Below are 16,232 nucleotides of genomic sequence, written 5' to 3'. Positions count from 1 at the left end.
GGCAGGGCGCAGTGGAGGATTTCACTCCGACACCGACCGGGGTACGTCAGCCGTCCTCCCGCCAGCGGTTGGTGATCGGGAGCCGCCGGTCCCGACCGAAGGCCTTCATCGAGATCTTCGGGCCGGGCGCTGCCTGCCGGCGCTTGTACTCGGCGGTATCCACCATCCGCAGCACCTTGTCGACCACCGCCGGGTCGTGCCCCGCCCCGACCAGCCCGTCGCGACCGAGATCGCCGTCGACGTAGCCGATCAGGATCGGGTCGAGTACGTCGTAGTCGGGCAGCGTGTCGCTGTCGAGCTGGCCCGGGCTCAGCTCCGCGCTCGGCGGCTTGCCGATGGAGCTCTCCGGGATCGGCGGGGTCTCGCCGCGTCGTACGGCGTCGGCGTTGCGCCACTTGGCCAGCCGCCAGACGAGCGTCTTCCAGACGTCCTTCACCGGGTTGAAGCCGCCCACCGAGTCGCCGTAGAGCGTCGAGTAGCCGACCGCCAGTTCGCTCTTGTTGCCGGTGGTCAGGACCAGGTGGCCCTCCTGGTTCGACAGTGCCATCAGGATCACCCCGCGTACCCGGGCCTGGAGGTTCTCCACCGTCACGCCGGAGAGCGACAGGTTGGCGAGGAAGGCGTCCACCATCGGCTGGATCGGCTCGATCCGGTAGTCCAGCCCGGTGCGCTTGGCGAGGTCCGCCGCGTCCTCCCGGGAGTGCTCGGAGGAGTGCTGGCTGGGCAGGGAGACCGCGACCACCCGCTGCGGGCCGAGCGCGTCGACGGCCAGCGTGGCCACCACGGCCGAGTCGATGCCGCCGGAGAGGCCCAGCACCACCGACGGGAAACGGTTCTTGTTGACGTAGTCGCGCAGGCCGAGCACCAACGCGTGCCAGACCTCGGCCTCGTCGGCGACCGGCTCGATCGTCCCGCCGACCGCGGGTGGACCCACGGGGGCCGGCAGCTCCTCGCTGACGGTCGTCCGGAGCACCCGTAGCCCGTCGGCGAGCCGTTCGCCCGTATCGACCGGCTCCCCGGCGGCGGGCAGCTCCAGGTCGTGCACGAGCAGGTGCTCCACGAACTGGGGGGCGCGGGTGAGCAGCTCACCGTCGGCCGAGACGATCATCGAGTCCCCCTCGAAGACCAACTCGTCCTGCCCGCCGACCATGTTGACGTACGCGATGGCGGCGTCGGCCTCCGCGGCCCGGCGGCGGACCAGCGGCAGCCGGATGTCGTCCTTGTTCAGCTCGTACGGCGAGCCGTTGATGTTGACCACCAGGCCCACCCCGGCCTGGCGGGCCGCGGCGAACGGGCCGCCCGCCTGCCACAGGTCCTCGCAGACGGTCACCGCCACGTCCACCCCGCCGATCCGCACGACGGTGAGCATGTCGCCGGGCAGGAAGTACCGGTCCTCGTCGAAGACCCCGTAGTTCGGCAGGTGGTGCTTGAAGTAGGTGGTCGCCACCACGCCGCGGTGCAGCACGGCGGCGGCGTTGCGCGCGCCCCGGCCCGGCTCGGCGTCGCCGGAGACCTGCGGCGGCCCGTCGGCGTCCAGGTAGCCGACGACCACCGGCAGCTCGCCCAGCCCGTCCGCGGCGAGGTCGGCGGCGAGCCGGTCCAGCGCCGCCTTCGACGCCGCCACGAACGACCGCCGGAAGACCAGGTCCTCCACCGGGTACCCGGTCAGCATCATCTCGGGGAACGCGACGAGTTGGGCTCCCGCGTCGGCGGCCCGGCGCACCCAGACGCGGACCAGGCGCGCGTTGCCGGCGAGGTCGCCAACGGTCGGGTTGACCTGGGACAAGGCGATACGCAGGGTGGGCATGGCCCCATCTTTCCCCAGAGCGTCGGGCCGACACCACGGGCGTGGGAGACGCCGGAGTGCCCCGACACGGGGGCCAACCGGCCGGCGGCGCGGCCCGCCGGCCTGCCTGCCGACGCACGACGGGACGGGTGCCGGCCCGTCGCGTAACGTCGGCGTAACCAGGCCCGTGGAGACTGGTCGGTCAGGCCGCGCCGGCCCAGTCGGCGGTAACGAAGAGCGTCACGAGGGGTGGAAGTGGACCGTCAGCAGGAGTTCGTCCTCCGTACGCTGGAAGAGCGGGACATCCGGTTCGTCCGGCTGTGGTTCACCGACGTGCTCGGCACGCTCAAGAGCGTCTCGGTCGCCCCCGCCGAGCTGGAGGCCGCGTTCGAGGAGGGCATCGGCTTCGACGGCTCCTCCATCGAGGGCTTCGCCCGGGTCTTCGAATCGGACATGGTGGCCATGCCCGACCCGACCACCTTCCAGGTCTTCCCGTTCGAGGGTGGCGTCAGCGGCGAGAGCGCCCGGATGTTCTGCGACATCCTGCTTCCCGACGGCAGCCCGTCCTGGGCCGACCCGCGGCACGTGCTGCGCCGGGCGCTCTCCCGGGCCGCCGACAAGGGCTTCACCTTCTACATCCATCCGGAGATCGAGTTCTTCCTGCTCGAGGACGGCCCGCAGGACGGCTCGCTGCCCACCCCCGTCGACACCGGCGGCTACTTCGAGCACACCACCCACGCCGTGGCGCGGGACTTCCGCCGCCAGGCGGTGCTCTCCCTGGAGCGGATCGGCATCTCGGTGGAGTTCAGCCACCACGAGGTGGCGCCCGGGCAGCAGGAGATCGACCTGCGGTACGCCGACGCGCTCACCACCGCCGACAACATCATGACCTTCCGGCACGTCGTCAAGGAGGTGGCGCTCTCCACCGGCGTGCAGGCGAGCTTCATGCCGAAGCCCTTCACCGACCAGCCGGGCAGCGGCATGCACCTCCATCTGTCGCTCTTCGAGGGGGAGCGCAACGCGTTCCACGACGGCGGCGACCCGATGAAGCTCTCCAAGGTCGCGAAGTCCTTCATCGCCGGCCAGCTGGTGCACGCCCGCGAGTACACGGCGGTCACCAACCAGTGGGTCAACTCGTACAAGCGGCTCTTCCCGCAGCACCTGCCGGACCGGATCACGGAGAGCCCCGCGTACGTCTGCTGGGGTCACCTCAACCGCTCGGCGCTGGTGCGGGTGCCCGCGTACGGGAAGCCGAACTCGGCCCGGGTCGAGGTGCGCTCGCCAGACTCGGCGGCGAACCCGTACCTCGCCTTCGCGGTGCTGCTCGGCGCCGGCCTGAAGGGGATCGAGGAGGGCTACGAGCTGCCGCCGGGCGCCGAGGACGACGTCTGGTCGCTGACCAGCGCGGAGCGGCGCGCGATGGGGTACGAGGCGCTGCCGGAGAACCTCGCCGAGGCGATCGACGTGATGGCCGGGTCGGAACTCGTCGCCGAGGTGCTCGGTGAGCACGTCTTCGACTTCTTCCTGCGGAACAAGCGCACCGAGTGGGAGCAGTACCGCCGCGAGGTCACCCCGTACGAGCGGCAGCGTTACCTGTCGCTCTGACCGGTTCCACCGCCGGCGGCGTACGGGTCGCGCGGGTTCGTCGTACCCCCGGCCTAGCCTGACGCGGTGAACCGCACCGACCGCCTCTACGCCCTGGTCGAGGAGCTGCGGGCGGTGTCACCGCGGCCGCGCAGCGCCCGCTGGCTGGCCGCGCGCTTCGAGGTGAGCAGCCGCACCATCGAACGTGACATCGGCGCGCTCCAGCAGTCCGGGGTGCCGATCTGGGCCGAGCCGGGCCGCACCGGCGGCTACGTGCTGGACCGTGCCCGCACCCTGCCGCCGGTCAACCTGACCGCGGCTGAGGCCGTGGCGATGGCGATGGCGCTGCACCGGCTGCGCGGCACGCCCTTCGTCGCGGCCGCCGCCACCGCGCTGCGCAAGCTCGTCGCCGTGATGCCGGCGGCGGACGTCGCCGAGGCGCACCGGCTCGCGGGCCGGGTGCACCTGATCGGCGACGGGCCGGTGACGCCCGTCCCGGCCGCGGTCGCCGACGCGGTCCTCGCACGGCGGGTGCTTCGCATCCGGTACGCCGACCGCAGCGGCGCCGACTCGCTGCGCGCGGTGGAGCCGTTGGGTTACCTGGGCAACCCGCGGCACTGGTATCTGCTCGCCTGGTGCCGGCTGCGCGCCGGAGTCCGCGCCTTCCGCACCGACCGGATCGTGTCCGTGCAGCCGCTCTCCGAGGTGGTCACCCGGGAACTGAGCCTCGATGACCTCGACATCCCCCACGAGCGGGTGCGCCCGCTCAGTCTGGTCTGAGCGCGGCCGGCCACACCCTCGCCGCCGCGGTGGGAGCCGGCGCGGCGCCGGTGCGGAAGTTCGTGGACCTGCCCGGGAAACACCGACAGCACGGTGTCGCGAGCGAGGCCGAGGCTGGTTTCTGACAGCGCCGGCCGGGTGGCCGGCGCGTGGAACGGGAGGCCACAGATGACCATCGACAACGCCGTCACCTGGTTCGAGATCGGCACCGAACGGCCCGACGAGGCGCAGCGGTTCTACGGCGACCTCTTCGGCTGGAGCTTCACCGAGCAGGGGAGCGGGGAGGCGTCGTACCGGACGACCGAGGGCGGCGAGGGCGGGATCGGCGGCGCGATCCGTGGCACCGCCGGGACCGGGCCGAACTACGCGATCTTCTACGTGCAGGTGACCGACGTGGCGGAGACCTGTCGGCGGGCCGAGGCGGCGGGCGGCAAGGTGCTGGTGCCGACGAAGCGGAACGACAACGGGCTCACCTTCGCCCACATCCTCGATCCGGCCGGCAACCACGTCGGCGTCTTCACGCCGCCGCCGGGGCCGGCCGGCGCCTGACCGGTCGGCGGCGCGGACGATGCTCCGCTGCCGCACCCCGGGTCGGCGGCGTGGCGGTGTCCCGTTCGACACCCCACGCCGCCGAACCCCGGGTCGGTCCGCGCGGCCCTGTTCGCCGCTCGCCGCTCGCCGTCCGCCGGGCCCGTGCGGGTCCCGGGTTCGGCGGCCGGCCGCATCCCGTACGTCGGCGGGCGAGGCCGTGGGCCGTCAGCTGCCGGTCGTGCCCTCGGGCGTGCCGCTGTCGCCGCGGTGACCGCCCCAACCACCCCAACCGCCGTGGCGGCCGTGACCGCCCGGGCCGCCGGGGAAGACGCCGGCCTCGACGGCCTTGACGATCGCGTCGGCCTGCTCCTGGGTGAGCTTGCCGTCCTTTACCGCCCGGTCCAGGCGCTCCTTCAGCCGCGCCTGCCGATCCTCGGCGGACGGGCGCTGCGGCCGGTCGGCCTTGTGCTCGTCACGCAGCTTCTTCAGGGCGTCGGTCACCTTCTCCGCGGGCACGCCCAGCTCCTTGGCGAGCTCCTCGGCGAACTTCCCCTGGTGGTCGGCCGCCTTCTGCTGGTCGCCGTCGGTGGTGGTGCTGGCGCTCGGCGTCGGGGTGCCGCCGTCGGCGGCGAACGCCATGGTCGGCGCGGCGATGCCCACCCCGAGTACGCCCGCCGTGGCCAGACCGGCCAGCAGGTGCTTCTTCCTGATGCCGCGGGACATGGGTCCTCCAATTTCCTCGTCCTGATGCCCTGACTTCACCGACAGTGACCAGGGCGGCTTGGCGGCAGCCGTGGTGAGGCTGTCAGTCGGCTGGGAGTCTCGCCGGGGACCCGGACAAACGGGTTGCGTCGGTGCCGGAGCGTCGGCAGGGTTGGCCGGCGGACCGGGTGGCACCGTCGAGGCCCGGCCGGAGCCCGAGGAGCACAGCGTGACCGACACCCCCATCCGGGAGTTCCCGGTGAGCGAGGCGGAAGCCGGCCCGTACGGCATCACCACCGGCCCGGACGGCGCGCTCTGGCTGACGCTGGTCCACGCCGCGGGTGTCGCCCGGGTGGGCGCGGACGGCGACGTCCGGACCTGGTCGTTGGGCGCGCCGGAGAGCCGACCGCTGATCATCGCGCCCGGCCCGGACGGCGCCCTCTGGTTCACCCGCTCCGGCGACGACCGGATCGGCCGGATCACCACGGCGGGCGAGCTCAGCGCGGTCACCCTGCCGCCCGGCACCGGCCCGTGCGGCATCGTCACCGGCCCGGACGGCGCGCTCTGGTACGCCGGAATGAACTCCGACACCGTCGGCCGGGTGACCACCGACGGCACGGTGACCACGGTCCCGCTGCCGCTGACCGGGGCGTTCGCGTCGATGGTCGCCGCCGGGCCGGACGAGGCGGTCTGGTGCACGCTCAACCAGGCGAACGCGCTCGCCCGCGTCGACCTGGACGGCGGTGTCACCGTTCATCCGCTGCCGACGCCGAACGCGGGGCCGGTCGGGATCAGCGGGGACACCGACGGGCTCTGGTTCGTGGAGATCGCCGCCGGCCAGCTCGGTCGGGTCGAGCCGGACGGCCGGATCCGGGAGTACGCGCTGCCGGACCGCTCCGCCCGGCCGCACGCGATCGTCGGGGACGGCGCCGGTGGGGCGTGGTACACCGAGTGGGGCGGCAACCGGATCGGTCACGTCGACGTGGCCGGCCGGATCGAGAGCTACCCGCTGCCCACCCCGAACTCGGAGCCGCACGGCCTCACGATCGCCTCCGACGCCACCGTCTGGGCCGCCCTCGAAACCGGCCACCTGGCCCACCTCACCCCACGCTCGGCGTGATCAGGAGGTTGGCGGGGCCGAACCGGTCGACTCACCCCGCCAACCTCATGATCAACGGGGTGCGGTCGCTCAGCGGACGGCCGGGGTGACCGTGAGCGTGCCGGTGGTGGTGTCCAGGGTGGCCTCGGTGCCGACCGGCACGGTGAGCTGGCCGACGCCGTGGCCGATCGGCAGACCACCGAGCACCGGCACGCCGAGGTCACCGAGGCGCTCGGCGAGCACGTCCGCGACGGTCACCGGCCAGCCGTCCGCGCAGTTGGTGAACTGCCCGACCGCCACCGCGGCCAGGCCGTCGAGCGCACCGGCCCGGCGCAGCTGGGTGAGCATCCGGTCGACCTTGTACGGCGGCTCCTGCACGTCCTCGACGAGCAGCACGGCCCCGGTCAGGTCGGGCATGTCCGGGGTGCCGAGCGAAGCCGTGATCATGCACAGGTTGCCGCCGAGCAGCGGGCCGGTCGCGCGGCCGGGCACCCGCACCGCGAAGGTCTCCTCCTCGGCGACCGCGGCCACCGTCACCGGCTCGGTCGTCATCAGCGCGGCGTGCAGCGACTCGGCGGAGCGCAGCGGCGTCCGCTCGTCCGTCCACGCCGCCCCCGGCCCGTGGACGCCGGCCAGCCGAGCGCCCCGCCACAACGCGAGCTGGAGCGCGGTGACGTCGGAGAAGCCGGCCACCACCTTCGGATCCCGCCGTACGGCGTCCATGTCGATGGCGTCCACCACCCGCTGCGCGCCGTAGCCGCCGCGGGTGCAGATGACGCCGCGTACCCGGGGGTCGGCGAACGCCTCGTTCAGGTCGGCCGCCCGCAGCTCGTCCGCGCCGGCCAGGTAGCCCTGCCGGTCGTAGACGTGCGGCGCCAGCACGGGGCGCAGTCCCCAGCCGGTGAGCAGCTCGACGCCGCGCGCCACCCGCTCGGGGCGGGTCGGCCCGGACGGGGACACCAGCATCACCGTGTCGCCGGGGCGGAGCACGGGCGGGCGGAGGACCGTGAGGGCAGCGCTGGTCACAGCGGCAGAGCCTATCCCGCGCCTCCCACCGGCCCGCCTCCCGTCGCCGGGCAGGTACCTCGACGGGGGCCCTGCGGGCCGCCACGTCGATGCCACCGGCCGGACGAGGGTGCGGGGCTCGGGGGCGCACCGGATAGCCTCGACTGCGTGGCAACCGCGTTGGTGATCGAGAACGACCCGAGCGACGAACTGGGCCGGCTGGGCGAGTGGCTGACCGAAACCGGCCTCGAGCTGTGGGTGGTGCGTCCGCACGCCGGCGACGAACTCCCCGCCGACCTGGAGGGCTACGCCGCGCTGGTGGTGCTCGGTGGGGCACAGCAGGCGTACCCCCTGCCGGACGGCTCGCCCGGCGCACCCTGGTTCCCGGCGCTGGAGGGCCTGCTGCGCAAGGCGGTACGGCACCGGGTGCCCACGTTGGCCATCTGCCTCGGTGCGCAGCTGCTCGCCGCCGCGCACGCCGGGCAGGTCGAGCGCAGCCCCTCCGGCCCGGAGATCGGGCCCGCGGTGGTGGGCCGGCGGGACGCGGCCGAGCAGGACCCGCTCTTCCGGTACGTGCCGCTCATCCCGGACGTCCTCCAGTGGCACGCCGACGAGATCACCGAGCTGCCGCACGGCGCGACCCTGCTGGCCGCCTCCACCCGCTACCCGCACCAGGCGTTCCGGCTCGGCGACCGGGCCTGGGGGCTGCAGTTCCACATCGAGTGCGACGCCGCCCAGATCGCCCGGTGGGCGGCCGACTCGACAGCTCTCGCGGAGCTGGGCTACGACCCGGAGCTGGTGGTGGCGGCCTGCGAGGCGGTGCTTGTCGACATCGAGGAGGTCTGGCAGCCGTTCGCCGCGCGGTTCGCGGCGCTGGCCCTCGGCGAGCTGGACGACGGCAGCGCCGCGCGTCGCAGCCTGCCCCTGCTCGGGCAGTGATGAGCCGGTCGACCAGCGCTCCCGGACGGCTCGCCCGGTACGGCTTCGGCACGGCTGAGGCCGACGGCGGCGTCCGCGCCGCGGACCTGCTCGGACCGGACGGCCTGGGCCTGTGGCGACCGGCCGGCCAGGAGCCCGTCGACGAGCGTGCGGCGGAGCTGCTCGCCGCGCTCTCCCGGGCGGCCGAGCCGGACCTGGCCCTGCGTCAGCTGCACCGCCTGGTGGAGGCCGAGCAGCGGGCGGCCGGGAACGCCGCGTCGACCCGGCCGGCCGCCACCACCGGCGCAAGCCAGGCCGCCACCGACGCGAGATCAGCCACCGCCGACGCGGCGGGTGGGGCCGCCGGCGACGGGAGGTCGGCCACCACCGCCGAGGGGAACGCGGCAGCCGGCGACGGGGCGGCCGGCATCGGGGCCGGTTCGACGCTGCTGGCGGCGCTGGCCGCCGACGCGGGACTGCGCCGGCGACTGATCGCCGTGCTCGGCGCCTCGTCCGCGCTCGGCGACCACCTGGTGGCGAACCCGGAGCACTGGACCGTGCTCCGGACCAGTCCCGACGGGTCGGCCCCGACCGCCGAGGGCCGGCTGGAGCCGATCGTCGGCGGCAACCCGATCGCCGCGCTGCGGCAGGCGTACCGGCTGGCGTTGTTGCGCATCGCGGCGGCGGACCTGACCGGCGGCCAGGAGCTGGAGCAGACCATGGCCGCGCTCTCCGCGCTGGCCGACGTCACCCTCCGGGCGGCGTACGGGTTCGCCGTCGGGGAGCTGCCGGAGGGCACACCCCCGCCGAGCCTGGCCGTGGTGGCGATGGGCAAGTGCGGCGGGGACGAGCTGAACTACGTCTCCGACGTGGACGTCATCTTCGTGGCCGCCTCCGACGACGACCTGGCCGCGGCCACCACGATCGCCACCCGGCTGATCCACATCTGTGGGCTGGTCGCCTGGCCCGTCGATGCCGCACTGCGCCCCGAGGGCAGCCGGGGACCGTTGGTGCGCACCCTCGCCAGCCACCTCGCCTACTACCGGCGGTGGGCCCGGACCTGGGAGTTCCAGGCGCTGCTCAAAGCCCGCCCGGCCGCCGGCGACCTGACGCTGGGGCAGGAGTGGATCGACCAGCTCGCCCCGCTGGTGTGGCGGGCCGCCGAGCGGCCGGAAGCGGTCGAGGACGTCCGCGCCATGCGCCGGAAGATCATCGACAACGTTCCGCCGAAGGAGCTGGAGCGCGAGATCAAGCGCGGCCCGGGCGGGCTGCGCGACATCGAGTTCGCCGTCCAGCTGCTGCAGCTGGTGCACGGCCGGATCGACGAGTCGCTGCGCGAACCGGGCACCATCCCGGCGCTGCGCGCGCTGGTCGCCGGAGGCTACGTGGGCCGCGCCGACGGTGAGGCGCTGCTGCGCGGCTACCGCTTCCTGCGCGGCGTCGAGCACCGGCTCCAGCTGCAGGGCCTGCGCCGCACCCACACCGTGCCGACCGACCCGGGCGCGCTGCGCTGGCTCGCCGCCGCGCTGGGCTACACGGCCACCCCGGGCCGCAGTGCCGTCGAGGCGTTCCGCGCCGAGTGGGTCACTCACTCCGCCGAGGTACGCCGGCTGCACGCCAAGCTGCTCTACCGCCCGCTGCTGGAGGCGGTCGCCCGGGTGCCCGCCGACGGTTTGCGGCTCACCCCGGAGGCGGCCCGGCACCGTCTGGAGATCCTCGGCTTCGCCGACCCGGCCGGGGCGCTCCGGCACCTCCAGGCCCTCACCGGCGGGCTGAGCCGCACGGCGGCCATCCAGCGCACCCTGCTGCCCGTGCTGCTCAGTGAGTTCGCCGACGCGCCGGAACCGGATCGGGGGCTGCTCAACTACCGGCAGGTCTCCGACAAGCTCGGCAGCACCCCCTGGTACCTGCGGCTGCTGCGCGACGAGGGCCCCGTCGCCCGCCGGCTGGCCCGCGTGCTCTCGTCCTCCCGGTACGCCGCCGACCTGCTGGCCCGGGAGCCGGAGGCGCTGCGGCTGCTCGCCGAGGAGACCGAGCTGACCCCGCGCCCCCGTACGGTGCTCTGCGAGGGCTTCGCCGCCGCGGCCGCCCGGCACAGCGACCCGGTCGAGGCGACCCGGGCGGTACGGGCGCTGCGCCGCCGCGAACTGGTCCGGATCGCCTGCGCCGACGTGCTGAGCCGGGCCGGCTCGCTGACCCCCGCCCCGCCCCGCGCGGACGGCGACGGGCGGGTCGCGGCGACGTTGACCGACGTCACGAGGGTCGGGGCCGCGCTGTCCGACGTCACCGACGCCACCCTGGCCGCCGCGCTGCGGATCGCTCGGGCCGCCCAGCCGACCCCGCCCGGGCTGCGTCTCGCGGTGATCGGCATGGGCCGGCTCGGCGGGTACGAGTCGAACTACCTCTCCGACGCCGATGTGCTCTTCGTCTACGACCCGCCGCCGGGGACGGACGAGAGCGCCGCCAGCGCCGCCGCGCAGGCCGTCGCCGAGGAGCTGCGCCGGCTGCTCGGCATGCCCGCCCCCGACCCGCCGCTCGGCGTCGACGCCGACCTGCGCCCGGAGGGGCGGCAGGGGCCGCTGGTGCGCAGCCTCGCCGCCTACGCGCAGTACTACGCCCGCTGGTCCCGGGTGTGGGAGGCGCAGGCGCTGCTGCGCGCCCGGTTCGTCTGCGGCGACGCCGACCTGGCCGCCGAGTTCGAGGCGCTCGTCGACCCGGTCCGCTACCCGGCCGACGGGCTGACCCGCGAGCAGGTGGTGGAGATCCGTCGGATCAAGGCGCGGGTGGAGCACGAACGGCTGCCCCGGGGCGCCGACCCGACCACCCACACCAAGCTGGGCCGGGGCGGGCTCGCCGACGTCGAGTGGGCGGTGCAGCTGCTCCAGCTGCGCCACGGCGGGTCGCTGCCCGCGCTGCGCGGCACGCGTACCCTCGACGCGCTCGCCGCCGCCCGGGACGCGGGCCTGGTCGATCCGGCGGACGCCGCGGCGATGGCGGCCGGCTGGACGCTCGCCGCGCAGGTCCGCAACGCGCTCATGCTGGTCCGGGGCCGGGCCGGTGACCAGCTGCCCCGGCACGGCGTGGAGTTGGCCGGCGTGGTACGACTGCTCGGTGCCGACGACCCAGGCCAGTTCCTCGACGACTACCTCCGCACCGCCCGCCGCTCGCGGGCGGCGATGGAGCGGGTCCTCGACGCCTGAGCCCCGGCGCACCCTGCTCGGCACGCTCGTCGTGGCTCTGCTGCTCGCCGGCGCCTTCCTGCTCGCCCCGCCGATGGGCACCGACCTCTCCGCGCAGGTGGCCCGCGCCGTCTTCGCCGAGCGCCACGGGCCCGCCCCGGTGGACTTCTCGTGGTACGGCGGCGACGGCCAGTTCGGGTACAGCCTCTTCACCCAGTTCCTCGGTGCGGCGGTCGGCGTGCGGCTGGTCGGCGCGGTCGCGGCCGTGGTCTCGGCGGTGGCGCTGGCCTGGCTGCTCCTGCGCGGGCGGGCCCGCCGGCCGCTGCTCGGCGGGTTGCTCGGCGCGGCGGTGCTGGTCGGAAACCTGGCCAGCGGGCGGATCACGTTCGCGGTCGGCCTGACCTTCGGGCTCCTCGCGCTCTGCGCCGTGCACGCCACCCGGCCGCCCCGGTGGGTGCGCCTGCTGCTGGGGGCGGCGCTCGCGGCGCTCGCCACCTGGGGCAGCCCGGTGGCCGGCCTCTTCCTCGGCCTGGCCGGGGGAGCGCTGCTGCTCACCGACGCCTGGCGGGGCGGCCGGCCGCCCCGGCGCCCGAGGGCGGAGAATCTGCTGTTCTGTCTGGTGCCGGTGCTGGCCGTGGTGCCGATGGCGCTGCTCTTCGGCAACGGCGGGCGGCAGCCGTTCACCGCCGAGTCCATGCGGATCAACGTCGCGCTCGCCGTGGTGGTGCTCGCGCTCGTCCCGGTCCGGGTGCTGCGTGTCGGCGCGGCGCTGGCCGCGCTGCTGCTGGTCGCGGCGTACCAGGTGCCGAGCCCGATCGGCTCGAACGCGCTGCGCCTGCCGATGCTCTTCGCGCTGCCGATCGTCGCGGCGTTCGTGCCGTTCGGCGCACGCTGGCTCGCCGCCCTGCTGGCGGCGCTGGTGTGGTGGCAGTCACCGGTGATGACCAGTGATCTCACCCGGATGGGCTCCGCGCCCGCGTATGCGGCGTTCCACCAGCCGCTCCTCGACGAGCTGGGCCGCCGGGCGCCGGTCGGCCGGGTCGAGGTGGTACCGCTGCGCGACCACTGGGAGAGCGCGTACGTGGCGGCGGCCGTGCCGCTGGCCCGGGGCTGGGAGCGGCAGGTGGACGTGGAGCGAAACGCGCTCTTCTACGGCTCCGCGCTGGACCCCGCCGAGTACGGCGACTGGCTGCGGCGTAACGCGGTCAGCTTCGTGGCGGTCGCGCCGGACACCGCCCCCGACCGGTACGCGCAGGCCGAGGCGGCCCTGGTGCTCGCCGGCCAGCCGTACCTGCGGGAGGTCGCCCGGCCGGGGCGGTGGCGGCTCTACCAGGTGACCGACCCGGCGCCCCTCGTCTCCCCGCCGGCCACGCTGGTCGGCTCCACGCCGGCCGGGGTCCGGTTCAGCACCGACGCCCCCGGCGACGTCCTGATCCGGGTGCGCTGGAACCGTTGGCTCTCCCTCGACGGCGGCGCGGGCTGCCTGGCCCCCGGCCCCGACGGGTGGACCACCGTCCGGGCGGGCACCCCCGGCACGTTTGCGCTGACCAGCAGCCTGTCACCGGACGGACGCTGCCCGTAGCGGCCACCGGCCCACCTGGGGGCCGGAAACCCGGGACTGGCAGCATGTCCGGGTGCCTTCCCACCTCGCGCGCTGGACCGGCCTGGCCGGCTCGACGCTGCTCGCCGTCGTCGCCTTCCTCGGCGGCGCGATGCCGCACGGTGATCTGCGCCCGACCCCGCTCAGCATCTGGCAGGGGTCGTACGGGCCGGTGATCCTGATCGGCTGGGCCGTCGGCACCGCCGTGCTGGCGTATGCCTGGTGGTCGCTGCGCGACGGGGTGCCGTCGACCCGCTGGGCGCTGGTCACCGTCGGGCTCTGGCTGCTGCCGCTGCTCGTCACCCCGCCGCTGGGCAGCCGGGACGTCTACGCGTACGCCTGCCAGGGCGCCAGCTACGCCGCCGGCATCAACCCCTACGAGCAGGGCGTCTCCACCCTGCCCTGCCCGTGGCTGGACAGCATCTCCTACATCTGGCGGGACACCCCGGCGCCGTACGGGCCGCTCTTCGTGATGATCGCCGGTGCGGTGGTGAAGGCGACCGGCTCGCTCGTCGGCGCCATCGTGCTGTTCCGGCTGCTCGCGGTGGCCGGCATCGTGCTGACCGCGGCCAGCCTGCCGGCGCTCGCCCGCCGCTGCGGCGTACCGGCCGGCCGGGCCGTCTGGCTGGCGCTGGGCAGCCCGCTGATCGGCGTGCAGCTGCTCTCCGGGGCGCACAACGACGCCGCGATGGTGGGGCTGCTCATCGCCGGGCTCGCGGTGGTCGCCGCGCGTCCGGGCCGCCCCGGCATGCTGCTCGCCGGGGGCGTACTGCTCGGGCTGGCCGGCGGGATCAAGGCGACCGCGCTGGTCGTGGTGCCGTTCGCGGCGCTGGCGGCGATCGCCGGCGGGTTCTCCGTCCGGGCGCTGATCCGCGACGGCGGTTGGGTGGTGGGTGGCGCGGTCGCGACAGTGGTCGGGGCCACCTTCGCCGCCGGTCTCGACTTCGGCTGGATCAGCGGCCTGGAGCAGGGCGGCCTCGTGGTCGCCTGGACCTCGCCGCCCACCGCGCTCGGGCAGACCGTCGCCTACCTGGGGCTGCCGTTCGGCTGGCACGGCGATCCGCTGCCGGTCACCCGGGGCATCGGGATGGGCGCGCTGGCGGTCCTGCTGGTGTGGCTCTGGTTCCGGGCCCGCGACCGGGACCCGCTCTGGCACGCCGCGCTGGCGCTCACCGCCACGGTCGCGCTCGCCCCGCTCTTCCACCCGTGGTACTGGACGTGGCCCCTGGCGGTGCTCGCGGCCACGTCGCGGCAGCGCATCGGCTGGTTCGCCGTGGTCGCCCTCGTCTCGGCGTTCCTGGTGCTGCCGGACGGCACCGGGCTGCCCCGCTACACCAAGACGGTCGGTGCTCCGCTGATGACGCTGTTGGTGATCGTGGTGGTGGTCCGCTTGGTACGTTCGGCTCGGGCGACCCGTCAGCCGGTCGCCGCCACCGTCGGCACGGACTGAGGAGGCCACGCCGGTGACCGGACCCGGCGTGCCGCCGCCCGGGTCCGACCGTCGGGACGAGCCTCGCCCGGCCGCCGCGACTCGTGCCCGGTACGCCGGACTGGCCGGCGCGGTGCTGCTCGCGATCGCCGGATACCTCGGCGGTGCGCTGCCGACCGTGCGGTCGGGCGTCACCCCGGTGACCATCTGGCAGGGCCCGCACGGGCCGCTGATCCTCGGCGCGTGGCTCGTCGGCACCGCGCTGCTGGTGGGCGCGTGGTGGTCGCTGCGCCGGGGCGTGCCGTCGACCGGCTGGGCGTACCGCAGCGCCGGGCTCTGGGCGCTGCCGCTGCTGGTCACCGCGCCGCTGGGCAGCCGGGACGTCTACTCGTACGCCTGCCAGGGCTGGGCGTACGCGCACGGCGTCGACCCGTACGTCACGGGGGTCGCCGACGCGGGCTGTCCCTGGGTGGAGAGCGTCGCGCCGATCTGGCGGGACACTCCCGCCCCGTACGGCCCGGTCTTCGTGCTGCTGGCCGCGCTCTCCGTGGTGCTGGGCGGCGGCCTGACCGGCACGATCGTGCTGCTGCGGCTCTTCGCGCTGGCCGGGGTGCTGCTGGTCGCGCTCTGCCTGCCGGGTCTGGCCCGGGCCGCCGGGGTGCCCGCCCGCCAGGCGGTGTGGCTGCTGCTCGCCTGCCCACTGGTCGGCGTGCAGCTGCTGGCCGGGGCACACAACGACGCGGTGATGCTGGGCCTGCTCCTACCCGGCCTGCTGGTGCTGCTCCGCCGGCCGGGCCGCCCCGCCGCGCTGCTGTTCGCCGGGGCGCTGCTCGGGCTGGCCGTGGCGGTGAAGGTGACCGCGGTGGTGGTGCTCCCGTACGCGGCCTTGGCGGCCGTGCCCGGCCGGCTCACCGTACGCGCCCTGCTGCGCGACGGCGGCTGGCTGGCCGGCGGGGCGCTCGCGGCGCTGGCCGGCTGCTCGCTCCTCTCCGGCCTCGGGCTCGGCTGGGTCGGCGGGTTGAGTCGCAGCGGTGACTCGGAGCAGTGGACCTCGTTGCCGACGGCGGTGGGCTTCGTCGTCGACTACGTCGGGGCGCTCGCCGGCCGGGATCCGGACGCCGTGCCGGTGGCGCGGGCGGTGGGCGTGCTGCTGCTGGCCGGGGTGTTGCTGCTGCTCTGGTGGCGGGCCTGGACGGCGCTTCGCCGGTCGGAGGGCGTCCGGCAGTGGGAGGCCCAGCCGCTTGTCGCCCGCCCCCGGGTGGCGCTGTACGCGGCCGGGCTGGCGCTGGCCGCCACGGTGGTGCTGGCCCCGGTGTTCCACCCCTGGTACGCCACCTGGCCGCTGGCGTTGCTGGCGGTCGCCGCGACCCGGACGATCTGGTTCGTGCTGCCCAGCGCGTTCGTCGCGTTCCTCACCCTGCCCGACGGCACCAACCTGGCCCGCTTCACCAAAGCCCCCGGCGCGATAGCGATGACCGCCCTCGCTCTGGCTCTCCTCACCCTCCTGACCCTGTCCCGGACCCGCCGCCGACGGTCCCCGCGTTGATCAAGAGGTTTGCGGCGTTTTCGATCTCCAATAGCGCCGCAAACCTCTTGATCAACAGGGCGAATGGGGGGAG

At 74.9% G+C, this 16,232-nt stretch carries 12 protein-coding genes; 9 read left to right on the top strand and 3 right to left on the bottom strand.

The window, feature by feature from the left end; genetic code table 11:
• Positions 1-46: 46 nt before the first annotated feature.
• A complete protein-coding gene (locus D7147_RS16215; protein ID WP_120678434.1) occupies positions 47-1,807 on the bottom strand; it encodes an NAD+ synthase in 1,761 nt (586 codons plus the stop codon).
• Between the two features lie 234 nt (positions 1,808-2,041).
• Here D7147_RS16215 and glnA point away from each other — a divergent pair, with 234 nt between their 5' ends.
• The 3 genes from glnA to D7147_RS16200 all read left to right on the top strand — a co-directional run bounded on the left by glnA (position 2,042) and on the right by D7147_RS16200 (position 4,699).
• Complete coding sequence (glnA, locus tag D7147_RS16210) at positions 2,042-3,391, top strand: type I glutamate--ammonia ligase (RefSeq protein ID WP_120678432.1); 1,350 nt, start codon at positions 2,042-2,044, stop codon at positions 3,389-3,391.
• A 66-nt stretch (positions 3,392-3,457) separates the two neighbouring features.
• Complete coding sequence (locus D7147_RS16205) at positions 3,458-4,150, top strand: helix-turn-helix transcriptional regulator (RefSeq protein ID WP_120678430.1); 693 nt, start codon at positions 3,458-3,460, stop codon at positions 4,148-4,150.
• Between the two features lie 168 nt (positions 4,151-4,318).
• Positions 4,319-4,699: a VOC family protein gene (locus D7147_RS16200; protein ID WP_120678429.1), complete on the top strand. Its 381-nt coding sequence runs from the start codon at positions 4,319-4,321 to the stop codon at positions 4,697-4,699.
• A gap of 207 nt (positions 4,700-4,906) precedes the next feature.
• Here D7147_RS16200 and D7147_RS16195 read toward each other — a convergent pair whose 3' ends face one another.
• Positions 4,907-5,404 carry a hypothetical protein gene (locus D7147_RS16195; protein ID WP_120678427.1) on the bottom strand — a complete coding sequence of 166 codons (498 nt, stop codon included), beginning with the start codon at positions 5,402-5,404 and terminating at the stop codon, positions 4,907-4,909.
• A 208-nt stretch (positions 5,405-5,612) separates the two neighbouring features.
• Here D7147_RS16195 and D7147_RS16190 point away from each other — a divergent pair, with 208 nt between their 5' ends.
• Positions 5,613-6,503, top strand: a complete 891-nt coding sequence (locus D7147_RS16190; protein ID WP_120678930.1) for a Vgb family protein — start codon at positions 5,613-5,615, stop codon at positions 6,501-6,503.
• A 69-nt stretch (positions 6,504-6,572) separates the two neighbouring features.
• On the opposite strand, the gene D7147_RS16185 is transcribed toward D7147_RS16190, so the two are convergent.
• Positions 6,573-7,448, bottom strand: coding sequence for a S66 peptidase family protein (locus D7147_RS16185; protein WP_120678928.1), 876 nt, complete (start codon positions 7,446-7,448; stop codon positions 6,573-6,575).
• 207 nt (positions 7,449-7,655) lie between these two features.
• Here D7147_RS16185 and D7147_RS16180 point away from each other — a divergent pair, with 207 nt between their 5' ends.
• From D7147_RS16180 to mptB (D7147_RS16160), 5 genes are read left to right on the top strand one after another with little or no spacing between them, the layout of a single operon-like run.
• A complete protein-coding gene (locus tag D7147_RS16180) occupies positions 7,656-8,426 on the top strand; it encodes a type 1 glutamine amidotransferase (RefSeq protein WP_120678425.1) in 771 nt (256 codons plus the stop codon).
• Positions 8,426-11,605, top strand: coding sequence for a bifunctional [glutamine synthetase] adenylyltransferase/[glutamine synthetase]-adenylyl-L-tyrosine phosphorylase (locus D7147_RS16175; protein WP_120678423.1), 3,180 nt, complete (start codon positions 8,426-8,428; stop codon positions 11,603-11,605). Before D7147_RS16180 ends, D7147_RS16175 begins: the two co-directional genes overlap by 1 nt.
• Before the next feature lie 31 nt (positions 11,606-11,636).
• Positions 11,637-13,166 carry a hypothetical protein gene (locus tag D7147_RS16170; RefSeq protein WP_120678421.1) on the top strand — a complete coding sequence of 510 codons (1,530 nt, stop codon included), beginning with the start codon at positions 11,637-11,639 and terminating at the stop codon, positions 13,164-13,166.
• 52 nt (positions 13,167-13,218) lie between these two features.
• Entirely contained in the window at positions 13,219-14,634 is a 1,416-nt protein-coding gene (gene mptB / locus D7147_RS16165) for a polyprenol phosphomannose-dependent alpha 1,6 mannosyltransferase MptB (protein WP_120678419.1), read from the top strand.
• 13 nt (positions 14,635-14,647) lie between these two features.
• A complete protein-coding gene (gene mptB, locus D7147_RS16160) occupies positions 14,648-16,159 on the top strand; it encodes a polyprenol phosphomannose-dependent alpha 1,6 mannosyltransferase MptB (RefSeq protein WP_407663352.1) in 1,512 nt (503 codons plus the stop codon).
• The last annotated feature ends 73 nt before the right edge of the window (positions 16,160-16,232 follow it).

The organism is Micromonospora musae (assembly GCF_003626545.1).
Lineage (GTDB): Bacteria > Actinomycetota > Actinomycetes > Mycobacteriales > Micromonosporaceae > Micromonospora > Micromonospora musae.
Note: the sequence above shows the minus strand (reverse complement) of the source record. Positions and strands in the feature narration are given on the sequence as shown.